The organism is Streptomyces dengpaensis, from assembly GCF_002946835.1.
GTDB lineage: Bacteria > Actinomycetota > Actinomycetes > Streptomycetales > Streptomycetaceae > Streptomyces > Streptomyces dengpaensis.
Genome location: NZ_CP026652.1, coordinates 8261160 through 8279503, shown reverse-complemented (window position 1 = coordinate 8279503; position 18344 = coordinate 8261160). Strand labels below are relative to the sequence as shown.

Genomic DNA, 18344 nt, shown 5'->3' with positions numbered 1-18344 from the left:
CGGCTGGGTGATGGGGGCACCGTCGAAGACGGCGAGGTCCTCCCAGTCGCGGTCCATGTTTCGGTAGCGGTTGAGCGCTCCGGTCACGCCGGTCCGTTCGAACTCCCCGGCGTAGACGTCGAGGTCCCTCTCGCTGAGCCAGGCGGGCAGCCGCTGCGTTCGTCTGGCGGGCGAAGGCAACGACCTGCGGCACTCCCTGCCTGCGGCCCCCTACCCCTTGCGCCCCGGCCAGGCATGCCCGGCGGTGTGGCAAGCCCAGGTGTGCAGTGGGGACCTCAGGCGTAAATCGTAAAACGCACATTCGGCTCGACATATGACAAATGACACGACTACATGGCCGCGACTGGCGAAATCCATGCTTGACATCTTCGAATGTGCGGCAGCAGACTCTGCGCACGCAATTCGTCATTGAGCAATGACAAATGGGGGCGGTCGGCGTAGCCGTCCGATGCCGTACGGCCGCAGTGGCTCGGCGCCTGCCCGGCGAGGCCCATGCCGGCGCACCCCGCGCCAAGTTCAGCGGCGACCGCCGATCACCGAAAGACCCGGAGGAAAGATGCGTTTCGTGACGGGCAGTCCGATACGAGTAATGACGGGGGCCGCGACGGCGCTGCTCCTCTGCACCGTGGCTGCGTGCGGCGGCTCGGGCGGCAGTGCTGCGAACGGCGGGAGCGACAGCGGCAAGGTCGAGGGAAAGCTCCGCGTGATGAGCAACTGGACCGGCAGCGAGGGCAAGGCTTTCGAGCAGGTCATCAAGGGATTCGAAGACAAGTATCCCTCTGTCAAGGTGCAGATCGAGACTGTTCCGTTCGATCAGGGTCAGGCCCTGCTGACCCAGCAGTTCGCGCAGGGCTCGCCGCCGGATGTGGCGGTGGCCCTCCCCGGACTGATCAGGACGTTCTCCGAGCAAGGGTTGCTGGTCGACCTTGACTCGACCTGGGACAAGTGGATCGCCAACGGCGAGTACACGCAGGTCGTACGCGACATGGCCCAGGGGGCTGAACACACCGACGCCGTCTTGTTCAAGGGCAATGTCAATTCCCTGGTCTGGTACGACCCCAAGCAGATGACGAAGCTCGGCGTGTCGGTGCCGCACACGTGGGCGCAGTTCACCTCGGTGCTGAACAAGGCGAAGGACAAGGGTGTCGCGCCGTTCGCGGTTGGCGGCAAGGACCAGTGGCCGCTCACGCAGTGGACCGATTCCATCCTGCTGCGAGTGGCGGGGGCGAAGCCGTTCAACGACCTCGCTCGCGGCAAGATCGCCTGGGATGACCCGGCAATCGTCAAGTCCTTCGAGGTCTACGCGGACATGATTCGCTCGTATTTCCCTGAGACATCGTTGTCAAGCAGCTTCGCGGACGCCACGTGCGCGCGCGTCTCGGGCAAGTACCTCTTCGAGAACCAGGGCGCCTTCATCAATCTGGTCGACCGCCAGGAGTGTGGCCAGAGCCTGGAGCCGGGCAAGGACCTGGCGTTCTTCGAGATGCCTGCGTACAGCGGCGATTCCGCACCGCAATTCGTGAGCGGTGACCTGTTCATGGGCGCCAAGGACTCCAAGAACCCGGCGGCGACCAAGGCGCTGCTGCAGTACCTCGGTTCGGCCCAGGCCCAGGAGATCTGGGCGAAGATCGGCGGCTACGTCGCGCCGAACGCCAAGGTTCCGGCGAGCGCGTACCCCAACGTCAATGACCGCAAGGCCGCCGCTCTGTGGCCCAAGTCCGCGTCGCAGCAGGCTGGTTACGACCTCGACGACTGGATCGGCGGAGAGATTCAGGTCAAGTACCAGCAGGCACTCTCCCAGTTCGTCCGCGACACCGACGTCAATGCCTTCATCGGGAAGATGAAGAAGATTGACACCCGTTCCCAAGGCTGAGGCAGCGATGACCACCTCAGTCAAGAGGTCACCGCACGTGAGTGGTCGCCGGTCCTCCGGTGACCACCGCGTCGGCGGCCGCAAGCGCACACCGTTCAGCAGCACCCGCAAGTCCGGCAAGAAGAGAGGCCCGTCCGGGGGGGCCTTCGTGACCCCACTGATGGTCATCTTCAGCCTGTTCTATCTGTGGCCGGTACTTCAGAGCCTGATCAGCAGCTTCTTCACCTGGGGGCTGCTGCGGCCGTGGGACCTGTTCGACCGCTCCACCTGGCAGTTCGCGGGCGTGGACAACTACCGGCGCACGCTGAGCGATCCGGAATTCTGGCACGCCGGCGCCAACTCGCTGCTGTGGCTGGTCCTCTTCCCGCTGCTGGTGGTGGGGATCTCCCTGGTGATGGCGGTGGCCATCTGGCACGCCCGGCGCTGGTCGGTGCTGTTCCGCACGGTGTTCGTGCTGCCTATGACGATCTCCCTGGCGGCGGCGGGCGTCATCTGGTCCTTCGTCTACAACTCGGACTCGCACATCGGGGTGCTCAACGCGGTCCTCAAGGCCCTGCACCTGCAGGGGACGCTCGATATCGGTCCGCTGCACCTGAACACGACGGGCCAATGGCTCGCCGACCCCGGCACGCTGAATCTGGGCTTCTATGACGTCCGCCTGGTCAACGTCTTCGTGATCATCGCGGCGGCCTGGGCGTTCGCCGGTTACGGCGTCATCACCTTCAGCGCGGGGCTGGCCTCGCTGCCGCAGGAACTCATCGACTCCGCGCGGGTCGACGGAAGTGGAACGGTACAGGTGGTGCGCCATGTCATCGTGCCCCACCTGCGGAAGCCCATGAGGATCGTCTTCGTGGTCAGCGTGATCTTCGCTCTGAGGACGTTCGACATCGTCTACGTGATGACCCAGGGCGGCCCCAACACGGACTCCACGGTGCTCGGACTGCTGCCCTGGCAGCAAGCCTTCGCCTTCCTCACTTCGCCGCAGGCGGGACAGGCGTCCGCCGTGGCCGTGCTGATGTCGGCCGTGCTGATCGCGCTCGGCTTCCCCTACCTCAAGTCCATGCTCCCCAGGAAGGAGTCACGGTGAGGAGGAACCGACTCACCCTCACGGCGCTCTACGGTTCGTTGACCGTCGGCAGCCTCATCTGGATGGTCCCGGTGGTCACGGCGCTGGCGATATCGCTGCTGCCGATCGGCCAGACTCGCGAAGGCTGGTGGAACGGGAGCCTGTCGCAGTTGACACTCGACAACTACCGGGACGCGTGGGACCAGGGAGTGTCCCAGTACGTCGTCGCCAGCTTCGTCATCACGCTCGGGTCGGTGGCGGTGTCGCTCGTGGTCGGCGCGCTCGCGTCGTACGCCTTCGCCCGACTGGAGTTCCGCTTCAAGCGGGTGGCGTTCTTCCTGCTGCTGACGACCATGATCGTGCCGGTCCAGATCATCCTCATCCCGCTGCTGCCGTGGCTGCGCACGCTGGGGCTTGACCAAGGCGGCCTGCAGTACCTCGGCATCATCCTGGTCCACACCGCCTTCGGAGCGGGCTGGGCGGTCTTCATGATGTCCGCGTTCTTCGCTGACGTGCCGGAGGAACTTCTCGAAGCGGCCCGGCTGGACGGAGCGTCACACCTGGGACAACTCAGGTATGTGGTACTGCCGTTGGCCCTGCCCGGACTGGTGTCGTTCGCCATCATCGATTTCGTTTTCGTGTGGAACGACCTCCTGCTGGGCCTCACCCTGCTCGACCGTGATCACCAACCCCTCACGGTCGGCCTGGCGAATCTGCAGTCGCCGCATCTGGCGCAGGAGAACCTGGTCTCGGCCGGTTCGATCCTGGTCATCCTGCCGCCGCTGCTGCTTTTCGTCGCCCTCAACAGGTTTTACGTACGCGGGTTGTTCGCTGGAGGAGTCAAAGGATGAGTGTGCTGGATGTTGTCGCCCTGCAGCTGGCGGCCGAACCGGGCAATGTGGCGGGGAACGTGGAACACCTGCTGGCCGCTCTGCGCAAACACGGTGCCGGCAGCGACCTGGTAGTCACGCCCGAACTGGTCACCACCGGTTACGACCTGGCCATGTTCGACGAGCGGGGCGCCGAACTCGCCGAGCCGCTGGACGGCCCCACCGTGACCGCTGTCGCGGAGGCGGCCGCGGAGCTGGGCACGACGGTCGTCCTCGGGATCCTGGAACGCGACGGCGACGTCATCTACGACACCGCCGCAGTCGTACTCCCCGACCGATCGGTGTACCCGTTCCGCAAGACCCACCTCTACCCCGATGAGCTCACCCGGTTCAGTGCGGGGCAGGACCTGATCACCGTGGACACGCCCGCCGGCCGGCTCGGCCCGCTGATCTGCTTCGAGCACGCGTTCCCCGAACTCGCCACCACCCTGGCGCTGGCCGGCACGCAAACGCTGGTCATCCCGTCGGCCGTGCCCATCGGCTACGAGTACCTGCTGACGCTGCGGACCAGGGCCCGCGCCCAGGACAACCAGATGTTCGCGGTCGGCTGCAACCTCACCGGCGGTGGCTTCAGCGGCCACTCCCTGATCGTCGACCCCTCGGGAGAGGTGCTGGCCTCGGCGGGTGCGGAGGAGGCCGTGCTGCGGGCACGTCTCGACCTCGGAGTGATCAGCCGGGAGCGCAACCAGGAGCCGGCACTGGGCATGCGGCAAGTCGATCTCTACCGTCCGGAGGCTGTGGGCCGCCTCGGTGCCGTGACGGCGGGCGACCAGTGAACAGGGACACAACGATCGTCGGCCATCTCAGCGCCGGCCTGCCCAAACCGCTCGACCTCGGCAACGGGCTCGTCGCCGGGTCCTTCGGCGGCGACGCGTCCTGGCTTTCCATCGGCGCCCCGCACCCGGTCCACGGTTTCGTCGAGTTGTCCGCGGCGCCGCCCTTCGACGAAGGGCATCGAGGTGACCCCGCTGCCGTCCGCCGCTATCGGGGGCAGCTCACCGAGGAGCGGTTCGCGTTCCTGCGCCTGGACCTGCCGGGCGAGGACGTGTCCGGGCGCTGGGCGGGCGTGGACGGCGAAGGCCGACTGGTCTGGCGGCGCACCGGAGCCGGATGGACCTGCTCTGTCACGGCGTGGGCACTGCCGGACGGACCCGCTCTGGTCCAGCACTACGTGATCGAGGCCACGCAGGAAGTGCGCGCCGCGCTGCGATGCGGCGGCCGACTGGAGCGCTGCGCGCTTGCGGAGATCACGGAGGTCAACCCGCCACAACCCCTTGAGCTGCACAGCGACATGGGCGTGTCGCCGGATGAACTCGTCATCAACGCATCCGATCTCGCCAGCTCGGCGCGAGTGGAGGTGCAGGCCGCGGCGGGCCACTGGATACCCGATGCCGACAGCACCGCGCGATGGGAGGTCATCGCGGACGCCGGTGAGACACTGGAGATCACGGTCACGGTGTCGCTGACATCGCCCCCCTGGCCGGACGACGAGCACCGCACCGCCACCACCCCCGCGCCGCGGATCACCGATCCGGCCGGGACGCTCGGCCGGATCACGGCCGGAGCCGTGCGGTACGTCCTCGGCTGCACCGCTGTCAGCGTCGGCGGAGGAGAGCGCGCCATCCTCACCGACCACCGGCTCCTGCCCCTGAGCTGGACCCGCGACGCCTACTACCAGGCACTGCTCCTGCTGTGCGCGGCACGTGACGAAGAGTCCGTCACAGATGTGGTGGCAGACCATCTGCGCTGGCTGTGGGGAAGAGGACGCGCACCGGGCACGCCCTGGATGCGCAGCCACCTGCCCGACGGCCGGCCCAAGGACCTGGCGGTGCAGGCCGATCAGCAGCTCTATCCCCTCCTGGAACTGGCCGATTACCGGCGCGTCACCGGCCGGTGGCCATCACCGCCGGGCGAGAGCGGCGGCGACCCGGCGAAGCGGTGGGGCGAGCTGGTCGCCGAGGTCTGGCGTGACCTGCCCCGGGACGGTCACGAGGGTCTGCTGGCCGGCGCGGAGAACCCCGCCGACGACCCCAGCGAGCTGCCCTTCGCCCTGTCCAACCAGATCCTGTACTGGCACACTGCCATGCAACTTGCCCCCTGGTCGGCCGAGCTGGGACTCGACGCACTGGGGCTGGTGAAGACCGCGGACGATCTGCGGGCCGCCGTCGCCCGGGCCTTCACGTGCAACGGGCCATTCGGACCGCAGTGGGCGTACGAGACCGACGGGCACGGCAACCACCGGCTCTACCAGGACGCCAACGACCTCCCCACAGCGTTCGCCCCCATCTGGGGCTTTTGTCTCGCTGATGACGAACGGTGGTCCGCCACCATGCGTTTCGCGTTCTCCGCACACAATCCCGGCCACGTCAACGGACGCTACGGCGGACTGGGGTCGGCGCACACACCAGGGACGTGGACGCTGGGCGACGCCCAGGAACTCGCTGTCGCGCGGACGACGGGCGACAGTGCCCGTGTGACAGCCGTGCTGGACCGGATCGACCGGGTGGCGGGCGTGGACGGCCTGCTCCCGGAGACCTACCAGGCCGACAACGCGCACTGGCTCGCCCGCCATTGGTTCGGCTGGCCCGCCGCTGTATTCGGAATCCTTCACCTTGGTATAACCGGTGCAAGGCCGAACGGATGGCACGAGTGAAGACGAGGAACCGCTGATGGGCACCGCGATCGACCCGGAGCAGCCGCTGCCTGTCTACGTTCAGTTGAAGACGCTGCTGATAGAGGAGATCATCAACGGGCGGTACGGCCCCGGCGACCGGCTTCCCACGGAGCACGAACTGTGCACCATCTACAACATCAGCCGCACCCCAGTGAACCGCGCCCTGACCGAGATGGCCGAGGAAGGGATCGTGCTGCGCCAACGCCGGCACGGCTCCTTCGTCAACCCGGACTGGGTGCCGCCGCACACCGCCGTGAACACCGTCGAAGTCGTCGTTCCGGAGGGCTGCTGGGAAGCGGTGGTGCGCGCGGCGGCCCCCCCGGGCCTGTCCTTGCACATCGTCCAAGTCGGGCTTTCCGATCTGCGCCAGGTGCTCATACGCGCGGTCGCCGAGGGCCGGGCCCCCGACCTGGCAGTCATGGACTCCGTGTGGGTTCACGAGTTCGCGGCGTCCGGCTTCCTCACCCCACTTGGGGAACTCGACGCCGACTGGGTTCGCGACGAGTACGAACGTGACTTCGTCGAACCGTTCCGCTCGGCGAACAAGTTCGACGGCCGTCCCGTCGCGGTGCAGGCCGAGGCGGACGTCGCCGGTATCTGGTACCGGCGGGCCGACGTGGCCGCCGTCGGGCACGAACCGCCCCGGACCTGGGGCGAACTGGCTGCCCTCGGCAGTGCCCTGGCCAAGCGCGGCACCGCCATACCGCTGACGCTGCCCGGCGGCTCCCTGGCCGGCGAGACGGCGACGTACTTCCTGCTCTCGCTGCTCGCGTCGAACGGCGCCAGCGTCCTCGGCCACAGCGCCGTCACGCTCGACACCGCTGCCGCCACCGAATCCCTGACGTTCCTTCGCCAGCTCCTCCACGCGGGCATCATCCCCGCCGAGTCGGTCAGTTACGAACGCGATGTACCGATGCGTCAGCTCGCCCAAGGCCGGGCGAGCATGGCCATCGGCGGCAGCTACGACGCACCGGCGCTCGCGGCCGAGGCGTCGCTCACCACGGAGGATCTGCTCGACGAGTTCGGGTTCATCGCCATGCCCGCAGGTCCCCGCGGGCCCGCCGCCACCCTCGCCGGCGGCATGGTCTACGGCATCTTCAGACAGGCGGCTTCACCGCAGCAGACCATGCGCCTGCTGCGCGCCGTCACCTCTGTCGACGCGCTGACCCGGATGTCCCAGGAAACCTTGCAGTTGGCCCCCCGGCACACGGCACTGGAGCGGGCCGCAGCACGGTCACCGTTCCTGCGAGCCACGGGCACCATGCTGGAGCAGGCTGCCGTGCGCCCGCCCACACCGCCGTACGCGCGTGTCTCGGCACAGCTGCACGCACTGCTGGAATCGGTCCTTTCCGAGCGCCAGGAACCTCAGGTCGCCGCCGCCCGAACCGCGGACCTCATCAGCGCCATCACGGGGCTGCCAGTGGCCTGACGGGAACCGCCGTGCGGCATTGCGGTCCCGGTCAATGGACGGTGACGGCTCAGGTGCCGCTCCAGGCGCCCGAGTTCGTCAGCGGTGTGCGCGTACCGGCGCGGGTGCACGACGTGAGCGCCCGCGTAGGGTTGCCGGTCTTCTCCGCCTCAGCCGAGCCCGGCCGCCGGCCGTTCGACGGCCCTCCAGCCGCCGGCGGGACAGCTCTGCGTGGGGCCCTCGAAGGCAACGCGTGGGTGTGGCCGGCCACCCTGGGAGATGCAGAGCGGCCCGTCATCACTACCAGGGACGCCGCTGCCAGGGAAGGCACCGGCACACCACTCTGGCCATGGCGGCCCATGCCTTCCCGCCGCATGTTCACACGGCTATGGCGTCACGGGACAGACCCGGATGACACGCCCACATCCCCCTGGCAGTAATCCCCCGGTGACCAGGGGGGAGCGTCCGCTGGGCGACAGCGGTACGGCTTCCGGCTGACCCCAGTCGCAACGTCGAGTGTGGGGCGCAGAAGTCGCAGGTCACAACGCTGCCTAGCACATAAAGGGACGCCGGATCCGGAACCTGCGTGTTGTTTCGAGACCCGCCCTCATCAGGCACATGTCCGCAGGCGTACGGTGGTGCCGTTCGCTCCCGTCCGCACTTGCACGGTGTCGCAGAGCATCCCAACTCCCCAGAGTCCGAATCCCGAGTCCACCGCGGACTCCGGCGGCCTCCAGCTGATGAACCCCTCGGGCTGCCAGTTGCCGGAGTCGGTGATCTCGCAGATCAGTCCGGCGTCGGGCCAGGCGCGCAGCGTCACCGGTGCGTCGCCGTGGCGGATGGCATTTGTGGCCACCTCGGTCACGGCGACGAGCAGGTTGTGCAGCGCATCGGCTGTCACCCCACAGCGCTTCGCCTGATCGACGACGAACGTCCTGACGGCGTGCAGTTCGGTGGGAAGAATCTGCATCGAGGCGGCGGACTGCGGGGAGGAGGGAAGGGGCTGCCGGTCGAGGTCGCCGACGAAGGCCTCGGGTTTCCGGTACTGCGGGTTGTCCCGCAGTGCGTCGCCCTCGAGGATCTTCGGGTGGGTCTGGCGCACGAGTGCGATGGCGTCGGATGACAGGACCGCCGTGTTGTAGCAGCAATAGCTCCGGAAAGGCACGTTGGCGAAGCTCAGGTTGAAGATCGAGTCGTAACGCACCCACTCGATCGCGTCGGGATATCTCGACCAGTCGTCCGACGCCACGACCCACGCCGGACGTGAGCCCAGCGTCTTGGCGACGGCGGTCATCGCGGCCATGGCCCGAACGGGATTGGTATAGACATCCGCGGGATCGATGAACTGTACGGCGTGGGCGTCCTGCCCGAGCGAGTCGCGCAGCGCCTGGGCCTCGCTCCGAGGTGTCACCACAAACGTTGAGGCGCCGGCCTCGATGCCCTCACGCAGGTGGGGAAGGGTACCCGCAAGGAACTCCCGCTCGTCGCGGTAGAGAAGCGCGTGGTGCCGGACCGCGTGGTCGCCCTTCTCGCTGTCCGCCACGGGCTGGTCGGCACGTGTCCCGGTCGTCATGAAGTCCCCTTCCGCCCCTGGGCGAGCCCAGGCAGGCGTTCCCAACCCACTGTCTCGATGAGGTGCCCCACCTCGGACGACAGATTGTCCAGGATGAGCCGGAAGCCGCCGCCGCGACTCTCCACAAAACTCGTCAGCATGCTGAGCGCACCGAGGTCGATAAAGCTCAACCCGGCCAGATCGAGCCGGACTTCACTGCCCTCGGCCACGAGCGAGGACAGCGCCTCGGAGACGTCTGCGTGCCGCGTCGCGTCGAGTTCACCCTCCAGCCGAAGGCCGGGCGGATCGTCGGTCCGGGTGATCCACAGAATGCGCGCTTCGCTTGGTGCAATGACTTCCATGAGACCTGCCGAGTCCTGGGATGGTGGATCCTGGAGAGAGTCGCGCCTGACCGTAGAGGAGGCTGAGGGATCCGGGAAGTCCCTGAGCCGAAGCGTGCGATGGGGCTCCCTGTGCGTTTCGCGGCCGGCGCTGATCCTCCCCCACTCTGTACGCGACCGGTATAGCGGCGGTAGACCGGTCGCACGGAGTGCGCCCCGAGACGGGTCCGGTGTCTGACATCCCCTCACAGCGGAGGCGAACCGAGAGTCTCCGGGCCGATCCGCAGGCTCAGGCAGGCGGGGAAGAACGCACTCCACGCGTGCCCCCGCCAGCTCACGTACGCCGCGAGGCTTCCCCCTCCCAGGGTCGCGGCGCGTTTAAGGTGCTCCTGTGCCTCCTGGTTCCTGCCCTGATCGAAACAGACGGCGCTGACCTCATGGAGGGCGAAGCTCTGCAGGCTCCTGTCGCCGAGCTCCCGCGCGTGCCGGCAACTCTTCTCGAAGCTTGTCAGGGCGTCCTCCGCGCGGCCCAGACCCCGGTACGCACGCCCGAGGTTGCCCAGGCCGGTCACCAGGGCCAGGCGGTCGTCGGCGTCGCGCGCGAGGTCGAGGTGCCGGGTCTGCAGGGCCACGGACTCCTCGTACAGCTCCATTTCCGCCAGCGCGTCCGCGAGGTAGTACAGGGAGCGCCGTTCGCCCTCGCGGTCGCCGATCTCACGCCAGATGGCCAGGGCCGACTCCAGGCACTGCCGCATCCCGTCGAACTGGCGGTGCAGCCAGTACACGGCTGACAGGTTGTGCAGCCCCCAGGCCTCGCTCTCACGGTCGCCGAGACGCCGGGCAGTACGGACGGCCAGCTCGCCCAGGGTCCACAACTCCCGGGCTCGGGCGTAGGGGTAGAGGTACCACTGCAGCAACTCCGTCAGCCGCACCGCGAGACGCGCCGTGGAGTCGGACTGCGTGGGGGCGTGCAGGACGGTGGCCATCAGGTTCGCACGCTCGGTCACCAGCCACGTCTCGGCCTCCGCCTGGTCCTTGAGGCGCGCCGTCGGGAGACCCGGCGTGCTGGCCGTGCCTGCGGACGACGGATCGTGCGCACGGCGGGCAAAGTACGGCGGCACCTCCAGGAACGCCACAGCCTGTTGTGTGGTGGCGAGATAGAAGCGCAGTATGCGTTCCAGAGCCCGTTCACGCTCGGCTTCGGGCTCCTCTGCACACACCTGCTCGCGTGCGAACAGGCGGAGCAGGTCGTGCATCTGGTAGCGGGCCGGGGCGGGGCTGTTCAGCAGGTGTGCGTCCACCAGCCGCTCGAGTGCGTCCTCGGCCCGACCGGTGGACACGCCGAGCAGCGCGGCCGCTGCCGGCAGACTCATGCTTGATCCCGGCACCACTCCAAGGAGCCGAAAGGCGCGCGCCGCGGCCTGGTCGGTGGGATTGTCGCCGTAGCAGATGGCGTGATAGCTCGCATGGAAGCTGGCACGCACCGACACGTCCCCCACACGGATCTCGTCGAGGCGGCCCTGGGCGTCGGTCAGCCGCTCAACGAAGGCGCTCAAGGGCCAGCTGGGTCGGGCGGCCAGCCTGGCGCCGACGATCCACAGCGCCAGAGGAAGACCCCCGCACATTCTGATGATCGCGTCTGCCGCGTCAGGCTCGGCGGCCACCCGCTCCGGGCCGAGGAGCCGCTCCAGCAGCGCTGTCGCCTGGTCGTGGAACAGGACACCGAGGTGGAGGTGCGTGGCACCCTCGAGGGCGGTGAGCATCTCCCGGCTGGTGATCAGTACGGCACAGCCCGGCCCGGCGGGGAGCAATGGGCGGACCTGATGCACACCGGCGGCGTTGTCGAGCACCACGAGGATGCGGCGGTCGGCGACCATGGACCGGAACGTCGCAGCCGCCTCGTCGGTGTTGGTGGGTATGGCCACTTGCGGCAGACCCAGCGTGCTGAGGAACCGGCCGAGCACCTCACCCGGCTCCAGGGGCGTCAGTCCGGCGGTGGCTCCGTGCAGATCGACGTAGAACTGGCCGTCCGGGAAGCGGTCGGCGAGCTGGTGGGCCGTGTGGATCGCCAGGGTCGACTTGCCCACGCCGCCGGTCCCGTCGATCGCGGCGATCGCCACATGTCCCTCGCCGGCGCGACCCAGCACCTTCTGCAGCACGGAGCTCTCGCTGGTGCGGCCGAGGAAGGCGGTGCCGATATGGGGAAGTTCCCTCGGGACCAGAGCGGGTACGCCTGCCGTGGTCGCCGTACCGTCGGCGGGAGCGCGTTCGGCGGGGCCACGGTCAGCCGGTCCACGGTCGGCGAGAGGCTCGGGTTCGAGAAGCAACGACGTATCGGTGGTAAGGATTCGCTGGTGGAGCTGCTGGAGCGGCGGGGCCGGCTCGATGCCCAGTTCCTCGGCCAGACGGTGGTGCAATTCCCGGTATGCGGCCAGGGCGTCGGCCTGCCGGCCCGACCGGTAGAGCGCCAGCATGAGCTGGCTCCGCAGGGCTTCCCGGAGCGGATGCTCGGCCACCAGTGCCTCGAGTTCGTTCAGCACCGCCTCGTGGCGGCCGAGCCGCAAGCGCGCTTCGATACGGAGTTCCCGCGCCTGCGTGTGACTCGCCGCCAGGCGCACGGCCTCGGCCTCCACGGCGGGTGTCGGCGGCACGTCGGCGAACGGGGCGTCGCGCCACAGGTCCAGCGCTTCGTCGAGCCGGGCGGCGGCGGCCTCGGCCGAACCCCGGTCGAGTTCCTGACCACCCTGCTTGATGAGTTCGGCGAACCGGTGGGAATCGACCTCGTCCGGTTCCACGACCAGCCTGTACCCGTGGGCCCGGTAACCGTGCACATGAGTCACCAGCAGCTCACCCGACTCATCGCCCAGCGCGCGCCGCACGCGCGAGACATAGCCCTGCAGAAGCTTGTTCACGCTCTGCGGAGGCCGGGCGCCCCAGAGTTCCGCGACCAGCCGGTCGGTGGAGACCACCTGGTTGGCGTCGCACAGGAGCACTGCCAGGAGCATCCGCCACTTGGCGGGCGCAAGCGGAATCTCTTCGCCGTCGCGCCAGAGCCCGAGCGGCCCAAGTATCCGATACCGCATGTCACGCTCCGTAAGCCGTCACCCGGACCGACAGGGTCGGGCGCAGGCTCGTCGCCCGGTGGGGACACGGGCGTCGGCCAGCTAACCGGACGTGGCCAACCATCTTGTGTCCCTCTCCGGAGCAACGGGAACGCAGAATGTTGTGGATCACGAATTCTCGGGTCGAACTCCTGTCGTTGGCAAGGTGCACGCGTATCCGCGTGTGCCCGACGGCGGCAAATGGGGCCCGGCGGTCCCGGCGGCGGGCGCATCCGGCCGAACGGCGGGCAGAACGGCGCTGTCAGGGGCTCTTGAGGGCGGCGACGAAGACCTGCCACTGTTCCCGACCGGACCTGAGCTCCGGTCCGTCGGGATCCTTGCTGTCGCGCACATGGATGGTGTGCACGCCGTCCGCCACCTCGACACAATTGCCGCCGTTTCCCATGCTGTAGCTGCTCTTGCGCCAGGGCAGTTCAGTCGGATCCACGGTCCAATTCCTCTTTCAGGTCGCGTATGAAAACGCGCGAATCGTCTCGGGAGAGTGCTCTGGACTGGATCAGATTGAAGGCCAGCTTGTGCTGCTGGAGCTGTGCGGCGTCGACGCTCGTCTGCCCGCCTATGAACGTCTCCCCGTAGAGCACGTCCGGGCCCTCCCGGAATCCCATGAGGCGGAAGGGCGTCATGCCGCCGGGGTGTTCCCGGACGTTGAACGGGATCACCTGGAGGTGGACCTTGGGCAGGTCGGCGCGATCCAGCAGATGCCCGAGCTGCTCGCTCATGACGCGACTCCCGCCGATACTGCGGCGAAGGACGCCTTCGTCGAGCGTCACCATGACCTGGGGTGGCTCGCGCCTGGTGAGTATGCGTTGCCGGTCGATGCGGGCGGCCACGAACTGTTCGATCTGCAATTCCGGGGCGACCGGCTGGGCGGCGGTGAAGATGGCGCGCGCATACGCCTCCGTCTGCAAGAGGCCGGGGATGGCAACGGACTCGAATTCCTGAATGAAGCCGGCTCGCTGTTCCAGCTCGATGACATGCCAGAACCAGTCCGGATATGCCGACCGGATGAGCGACGGCCAGAGCTTCACCATCGCACCGTCGGTGCCGAGGACCCGGTCCACCCGTTGAGCAAAGTCGTACGAGGGCATCTCCTGAGCGTTCTCGATGCGCCCGACCATCGTCTCCGTGCAGTCCGCCCGCTCGGCGAATTCCGCCTGAGTGAGTCCCGCGGTGAGCCGATACCGGTGGACTTCACGGCCGAACCGGGACAGCAGTGATGAGACGCTCTCCGTGGACGTCGCCGGAATCTCGCTGCCCTCCTCCGAGATGAACGGCTGACCGCCATGAGGCAGCCAGGCGACGGTTCCGTCCGGCCCAGGTGCGGCCCACGCAATGGGCGTACGGCGCCACGGCGGCGACGTCTCCATCGTCCCCGCGGGCATGTGGCTGAGCAGACCCCAGGCGTACACATCCGGGCCGACGGCGGCGGACAGCGCCGCCTCGATGCAGGCGCGTGCGTTGTCCTCGCTCACGCACGTACCGCACGGTCCGTGCTGGTGCCGACTGTTGGAGACGTGGTGGATGTCCCACCGGTAGAGACTTCCGCGCCGCGAGTCGAACGCACCCTGGTCCTTGTCATTCGTCGCGCTGGTCACTGGCCCTCCCTCAAGATCGCCTGCTAAGGCGGTGATTACCCGTTCACCATGCCTGCGGGAGGGAGAGCAGCGGTATACCGGCGGTAAGACCTTGCTCCAGAGACAGCGCCCGACCGGGCTCAGGTCCCTGCCCCGCGCGACCGGTACGGGACTCGCCCGCCCGCCTGGGCTCATGCCTCTACCTTTGATCTTGCGCAGTGCTCAGTCCTTCAGGGCGGAATTGAAGTGCGTCTCAGGATTGCTCTGACCGGGGCGTGAGTACGGGTCCCCCGGGGTGATCGCCGACGTGCGCCTACTGAACCGGATGGAGTTCGTGGCCGAGACCCTGCGTGCCGCGCTGGAGGCTCTTCCCGCTGCCGCACCGGACTGGCTGGAGCAGACCATGGCGGAGCGGGAGACGGACTGGCACACGCACGCCGCAGCCGTTACCGCACCGCAGCCGCCACCCTCCCCGGACACTACCTCGCCGCCACCGCCGTCAACCTCATCCGCATCGACGCCTGGCGACAAGGCCACCGCCCCGAAGCCACGCGCACCACCCACCCGTGCCGACTCCTCATCCACCCCTCGAAAATGAGAGATCAGCAACGGGGTCCTTCAGCCACAACGGGGTCGTTCAGCCAAGAGAGCACTTCAACACCACTGTGCCGCGAAGATCATCGAGGCGGTCGTGGCGGATCCCCGCCACCGTCGAGAGCGACGGTGCACCACGTGGTCTTTCCGCCGTGTGACTCCCGTCGCGAACCCCAGGCCGATGCGATGGCCTGAACCAGGAACATCCCGCGCCCCTGCTCGTCCCCGGGCCCCGACTGCCGGACCGCCGGGCGTGCCGATGAGGCGTCAGTGACCTCCAGGAGCAGTCTGTCACCGACTTGCATGAGGTTCACCGTGATCGACGCGCTGGGCCCGTGCATGACGGCGTTGCCGACCAGTTCGCTGGTGAGCAGCACGCTGTCGTCGATGACCTGGGGCGGGCAGCCCCATGAGGAGAGGGCCGCACGCACGGCCCCGCGGACTCCGCCCACCTCTGCCGACACCGGATACACGTGGAGGTGCAGGTGCCGGCCGAAGGCGAGGTTGCAGTCCGAACAGGCGAAGCTCCGTCCGCTCGCCGTGCCGGCATCGGGGTCGGCGGTTCTCCGCGGCGGCGCATCGTCGCGGTCACCGTGGACGAGGGGCGCGGTCGGCCAGTGCTCAAGGGGCTCCCGGTCGAAGGGCGCGGAGCAGGGGCGGTGGGCTGCCCGGGGGCGCGGGTCAATATCTGTCATGTCGAGTCCAAGTGCCGGGGTGGATGAGGTGCGGTCGATGGAACGTCCACGTGGTCGGCCGTCTGCTCTCGGCGGGTCGGAGGCGGCGACGGAGCGACGGCCTCATGGGAGCGGGGCAGCCGTCGGCCGCCCACGCGCTCCACGCAGGTGCGCGACCGACGCATGAGAGCGTCGGCCCGGTGCGTGTGGTCCGGAGGGCACGAGGGAGACTGCCAGCGTCGTCGGGAAGGGCGGTGCGGGTCACTACGTGCGTTTCCAGGCATGGATGGCCCTCCCCATTGAGGTGGGTGCCGCTTACCGGCAGCTTGTATCCGGGCACCTTGCAGGACGCGAGGAGAGCGGTGGTATATCGGCAGTAAGCGACCAACGGCTCGATGCTGCTGTTACCGCAGCCTCCGCCACATCTCCGAGGCGACCACCCTGCATGAGGCCCACCGGTCGAGGGCGCGGTCGGCCCATGCCCCGCGTGTCACCTTCACGAACATTGGCTGCCCCGTCATGCCCAACGTGCTGATGGGCCGACGCACGCGGTGGTCGCGTCGTGACACCCATTCATGGCCGCGGGAGTTGTCGAGCATGACCTGGATACGCCAGGGCTCATCCGGTCCGGGCCGGCACCAGATGTCGTGAACACCAACGGGCAGGACCTCCCCCGGTGCCCACGGGCGCAAGCTGCCCGGCGGATCAACCGCCCAGCCGGCCAGGATCTGCTGGGCTACGAGCTGGTCACGGCGCAGCAGGACGTCGATGTCGCCGCGGCTCCTGATGCGGTGACCCACCGCAAGCTCGATCGCGATGCCTCCGGCCACCCACCAAGTGAAGCTGTCGTCGACGGGCCGCCCTTGTGGGGGCGACGAGTTGAGGTAGCCAGCGATTCTGTCGTGCACGGCATGGTCGGAACAATCGTCCTCGTACAAAGCTGTGCGGCCGGCATGGCTGAACCATGCGGCGGGACGCCACCGGCGGCCTTTCGCATGAGCCCATACGAATGATTCACCAGCCGCCACAGGGTGAACGGTGCAAGCCGTCTCCCGCGCCGACGACAGCTGCCGGCAAGCGGCTCCTAGCGTTGCTCTTGTGTCGATGAGCCATGCCTTTGTGAACCTGAAACCCGGAGTGGGAAAGACGACCAGCGCAGTCTGGCTGGCTCACGCGCTTCACGAGTCGGGCATCCAACCGCTGCTCGTGGACAGTGACCCCGCCTCCTCCGCGCTGCGCTGGAGCGAACTGGCAGGCGGCTTCCCGTTTCCTGTGATCGCCCTTCCGGTGGGCGACGTACACCGGCGGGTGAACGACTTCCTCGGCAACCGGCAGGCTGTGGTCTTCGACGCCCCGCAACTGGAGGACCACGCCCACATCGCCCGGAGCATCATGAGATACGCGAGCGAGTGGATCGTGCCGGTCACCCCAGCCCCCATTGAGCTGGACCGCATGGCCCCCATCAACAGCGAAATGGGCGACGTGCAGTCCCTGCGCGCCCGGCCTGCCCGTGCCGCCGTCCTGCTCAACCGCACCAACCGTCCCGACGCCACGCGCACCGGTCCCGACGCCGATGCACGCGAAGCTCTCACCGAACGGGGCTTCGACGTACTGTCCACCCACATCCCCCGGCTCGACCTGTACGCCCAGTCATTCGGCAGCCCCATCGACGTCAAAGGCTCCGCATACATGGACCTCGCGGACGAACTCATCAAGCGTCAGGACACAGTGTGAATCAGCGCAGGAACACCTACCGAGCCGCACTGCAACGCGAACCGGACGCCACCGCACCCCGTCATCACTCCAAGGTCACCCAGCTGCACACCCGATACGTCCGGGTGACCATCGAGCTCGACCCCGCCCTGTCACGCGATCTGACCCGCTGGGCGGGACCGCCGCTTGCCGCGCTCCTGCGCGCCGGCGCCGCTGTCCTGCGCCCCCTCAAAGGCACCCCGCAATAAGACTGTCCTCCGGACCGCCATGATTCCGCGCGTGGCCTCTTGGGCTGCGGCAACCCGGTCCGACGAGCGGGCCCACCGTCTTTCACCCCACCGTGGCCATCGCAGTACTACGTCTGTGACCTGACTCCTGACGCCCCGGGAGAGGGCGTGGTGCCCAGTCTCACCGGATGAGCCGATCGCCTCAATCTCGATCATCCACGCGGGGTCGGCGAGTGAGGACACCTCGACGAACGACTCCGCGAGGTGAGGCTTGTCCGGGAAGTGTTCCGCGCGCAGCCTGTCGAAGACGTCCAGTTGCGCGATGTCGGTGACGAACACGGTGGCCTTCACCACGTCAGCGAGACTGGAGCCCGCGTTCGTCAGCACCGTCGACAGATTCGCGAGCGCCAGACGGCCTTGAGTCTCGAAGTCCCCAGCTCCGACCGTGGCCCCTTCGCCGTCGATCGGGGCCTGTCCCGAGGTGAAGACCAAGTTCCCGACCCGGATGCCGAGCGAGATACCGGCCGACTCGTACCAGTCGGGTTCAGCGGAGACACGCACACGCTCGACGGCAAGCTGTGAAACGGACACGCTGCTGACACTCCCTCAAAGCGGCCCATACGAAGCCGAATGACC

Annotated in this window: 15 protein-coding genes; 7 read left to right on the top strand and 8 right to left on the bottom strand. The window is 68.0% G+C overall.

Annotated elements, in window-relative coordinates; translation table 11 throughout:
• Positions 1-448 precede the first annotated feature (448 nt).
• From C4B68_RS38660 to C4B68_RS38635, 6 genes are read left to right on the top strand one after another with little or no spacing between them, the layout of a single operon-like run.
• Positions 449-1873: an ABC transporter substrate-binding protein gene (locus tag C4B68_RS38660; protein ID WP_167459248.1), complete on the top strand. Its 1425-nt coding sequence runs from the start codon at positions 449-451 to the stop codon at positions 1871-1873.
• A 7-nt stretch (positions 1874-1880) separates the two neighbouring features.
• Positions 1881-2960: a carbohydrate ABC transporter permease gene (locus tag C4B68_RS38655; protein ID WP_099506265.1), complete on the top strand. Its 1080-nt coding sequence runs from the start codon at positions 1881-1883 to the stop codon at positions 2958-2960.
• Positions 2957-3790 (top strand): carbohydrate ABC transporter permease, encoded by an 834-nt coding sequence (locus tag C4B68_RS38650; protein ID WP_099506264.1) that lies wholly within the window; start codon positions 2957-2959, stop codon positions 3788-3790. The genes C4B68_RS38655 and C4B68_RS38650 overlap by 4 nt, the downstream gene beginning before the upstream one ends.
• Positions 3787-4605: a carbon-nitrogen hydrolase family protein gene (locus C4B68_RS38645; RefSeq protein ID WP_099506263.1), complete on the top strand. Its 819-nt coding sequence runs from the start codon at positions 3787-3789 to the stop codon at positions 4603-4605. Before C4B68_RS38650 ends, C4B68_RS38645 begins: the two co-directional genes overlap by 4 nt.
• A complete protein-coding gene (locus tag C4B68_RS38640; protein ID WP_099506262.1) occupies positions 4602-6482 on the top strand; it encodes a glycoside hydrolase family 125 protein in 1881 nt (626 codons plus the stop codon). Before C4B68_RS38645 ends, C4B68_RS38640 begins: the two co-directional genes overlap by 4 nt.
• 16 nt (positions 6483-6498) lie before the next feature.
• A complete protein-coding gene (locus tag C4B68_RS38635; protein ID WP_099506261.1) occupies positions 6499-7932 on the top strand; it encodes an extracellular solute-binding protein in 1434 nt (477 codons plus the stop codon).
• Between the two features lie 589 nt (positions 7933-8521).
• Here C4B68_RS38635 and C4B68_RS38630 read toward each other — a convergent pair.
• From C4B68_RS38630 to C4B68_RS43865, 7 genes are all read right to left on the bottom strand, one after another.
• Positions 8522-9484: a sensor histidine kinase gene (locus C4B68_RS38630; protein ID WP_099506260.1), complete on the bottom strand. Its 963-nt coding sequence runs from the start codon at positions 9482-9484 to the stop codon at positions 8522-8524.
• Positions 9481-9825: an STAS domain-containing protein gene (locus tag C4B68_RS38625; protein ID WP_099506259.1), complete on the bottom strand. Its 345-nt coding sequence runs from the start codon at positions 9823-9825 to the stop codon at positions 9481-9483. Before C4B68_RS38625 ends, C4B68_RS38630 begins: the two co-directional genes overlap by 4 nt.
• A 224-nt stretch (positions 9826-10049) precedes the next feature.
• Positions 10050-12887 (bottom strand): AfsR/SARP family transcriptional regulator, encoded by a 2838-nt coding sequence (locus C4B68_RS38620; RefSeq protein ID WP_099506258.1) that lies wholly within the window; start codon positions 12885-12887, stop codon positions 10050-10052.
• 280 nt (positions 12888-13167) lie between these two features.
• On the bottom strand, positions 13168-13353 hold the full coding sequence (locus C4B68_RS38615; RefSeq protein ID WP_257217526.1) for a DUF397 domain-containing protein: 186 nt from the start codon (positions 13351-13353) through the stop codon (positions 13168-13170).
• Positions 13340-14521: a helix-turn-helix domain-containing protein gene (locus C4B68_RS38610; protein WP_167459246.1), complete on the bottom strand. Its 1182-nt coding sequence runs from the start codon at positions 14519-14521 to the stop codon at positions 13340-13342. The genes C4B68_RS38615 and C4B68_RS38610 overlap by 14 nt, the downstream gene beginning before the upstream one ends.
• A 656-nt stretch (positions 14522-15177) precedes the next feature.
• Positions 15178-15789, bottom strand: coding sequence for an ATP-binding protein (locus C4B68_RS38600; RefSeq protein WP_099506255.1), 612 nt, complete (start codon positions 15787-15789; stop codon positions 15178-15180).
• Positions 15790-16172: 383 nt separating this feature from the next.
• Positions 16173-16664, bottom strand: a complete 492-nt coding sequence (locus C4B68_RS43865; protein ID WP_240634772.1) for a hypothetical protein — start codon at positions 16662-16664, stop codon at positions 16173-16175.
• Between the two features lie 208 nt (positions 16665-16872).
• Here C4B68_RS43865 and C4B68_RS38590 point away from each other — a divergent pair, with 208 nt between their 5' ends.
• Positions 16873-17502 (top strand): ParA family protein, encoded by a 630-nt coding sequence (locus C4B68_RS38590; protein WP_099506254.1) that lies wholly within the window; start codon positions 16873-16875, stop codon positions 17500-17502.
• 131 nt (positions 17503-17633) lie between these two features.
• Here C4B68_RS38590 and C4B68_RS43860 read toward each other — a convergent pair whose 3' ends face one another.
• Positions 17634-18299: a RidA family protein gene (locus C4B68_RS43860; RefSeq protein WP_240634617.1), complete on the bottom strand. Its 666-nt coding sequence runs from the start codon at positions 18297-18299 to the stop codon at positions 17634-17636.
• Positions 18300-18344: the final 45 nt, after the last annotated feature.

What these genes read in the sequence shown, in the direction of transcription:
- C4B68_RS38655 (WP_099506265.1), top strand. Translation starts at nt 1,881, where the DNA reads ATGACCACCTCAGTCAAGAGGTCACCGCACGTGAGTGGTCGCCGGTCC.
- C4B68_RS38660 (WP_167459248.1), top strand. Translation starts at nt 449, where the DNA reads ATGCCGTACGGCCGCAGTGGCTCGGCGCCTGCCCGGCGAGGCCCATGC.
- C4B68_RS38635 (WP_099506261.1), top strand. Translation starts at nt 6,499, where the DNA reads ATGGGCACCGCGATCGACCCGGAGCAGCCGCTGCCTGTCTACGTTCAG.
- C4B68_RS38590 (WP_099506254.1), top strand. Translation starts at nt 16,873, where the DNA reads ATGAGCCATGCCTTTGTGAACCTGAAACCCGGAGTGGGAAAGACGACC.
- C4B68_RS38625 (WP_099506259.1), bottom strand. Translation starts at nt 9,825, where the DNA reads ATGGAAGTCATTGCACCAAGCGAAGCGCGCATTCTGTGGATCACCCGG.
- C4B68_RS38620 (WP_099506258.1), bottom strand. Translation starts at nt 12,887, where the DNA reads ATGCGGTATCGGATACTTGGGCCGCTCGGGCTCTGGCGCGACGGCGAA.
- C4B68_RS38600 (WP_099506255.1), bottom strand. Translation starts at nt 15,789, where the DNA reads ATGACAGATATTGACCCGCGCCCCCGGGCAGCCCACCGCCCCTGCTCC.
- C4B68_RS38630 (WP_099506260.1), bottom strand. Translation starts at nt 9,484, where the DNA reads ATGACGACCGGGACACGTGCCGACCAGCCCGTGGCGGACAGCGAGAAG.
- C4B68_RS38645 (WP_099506263.1), top strand. Translation starts at nt 3,787, where the DNA reads ATGAGTGTGCTGGATGTTGTCGCCCTGCAGCTGGCGGCCGAACCGGGC.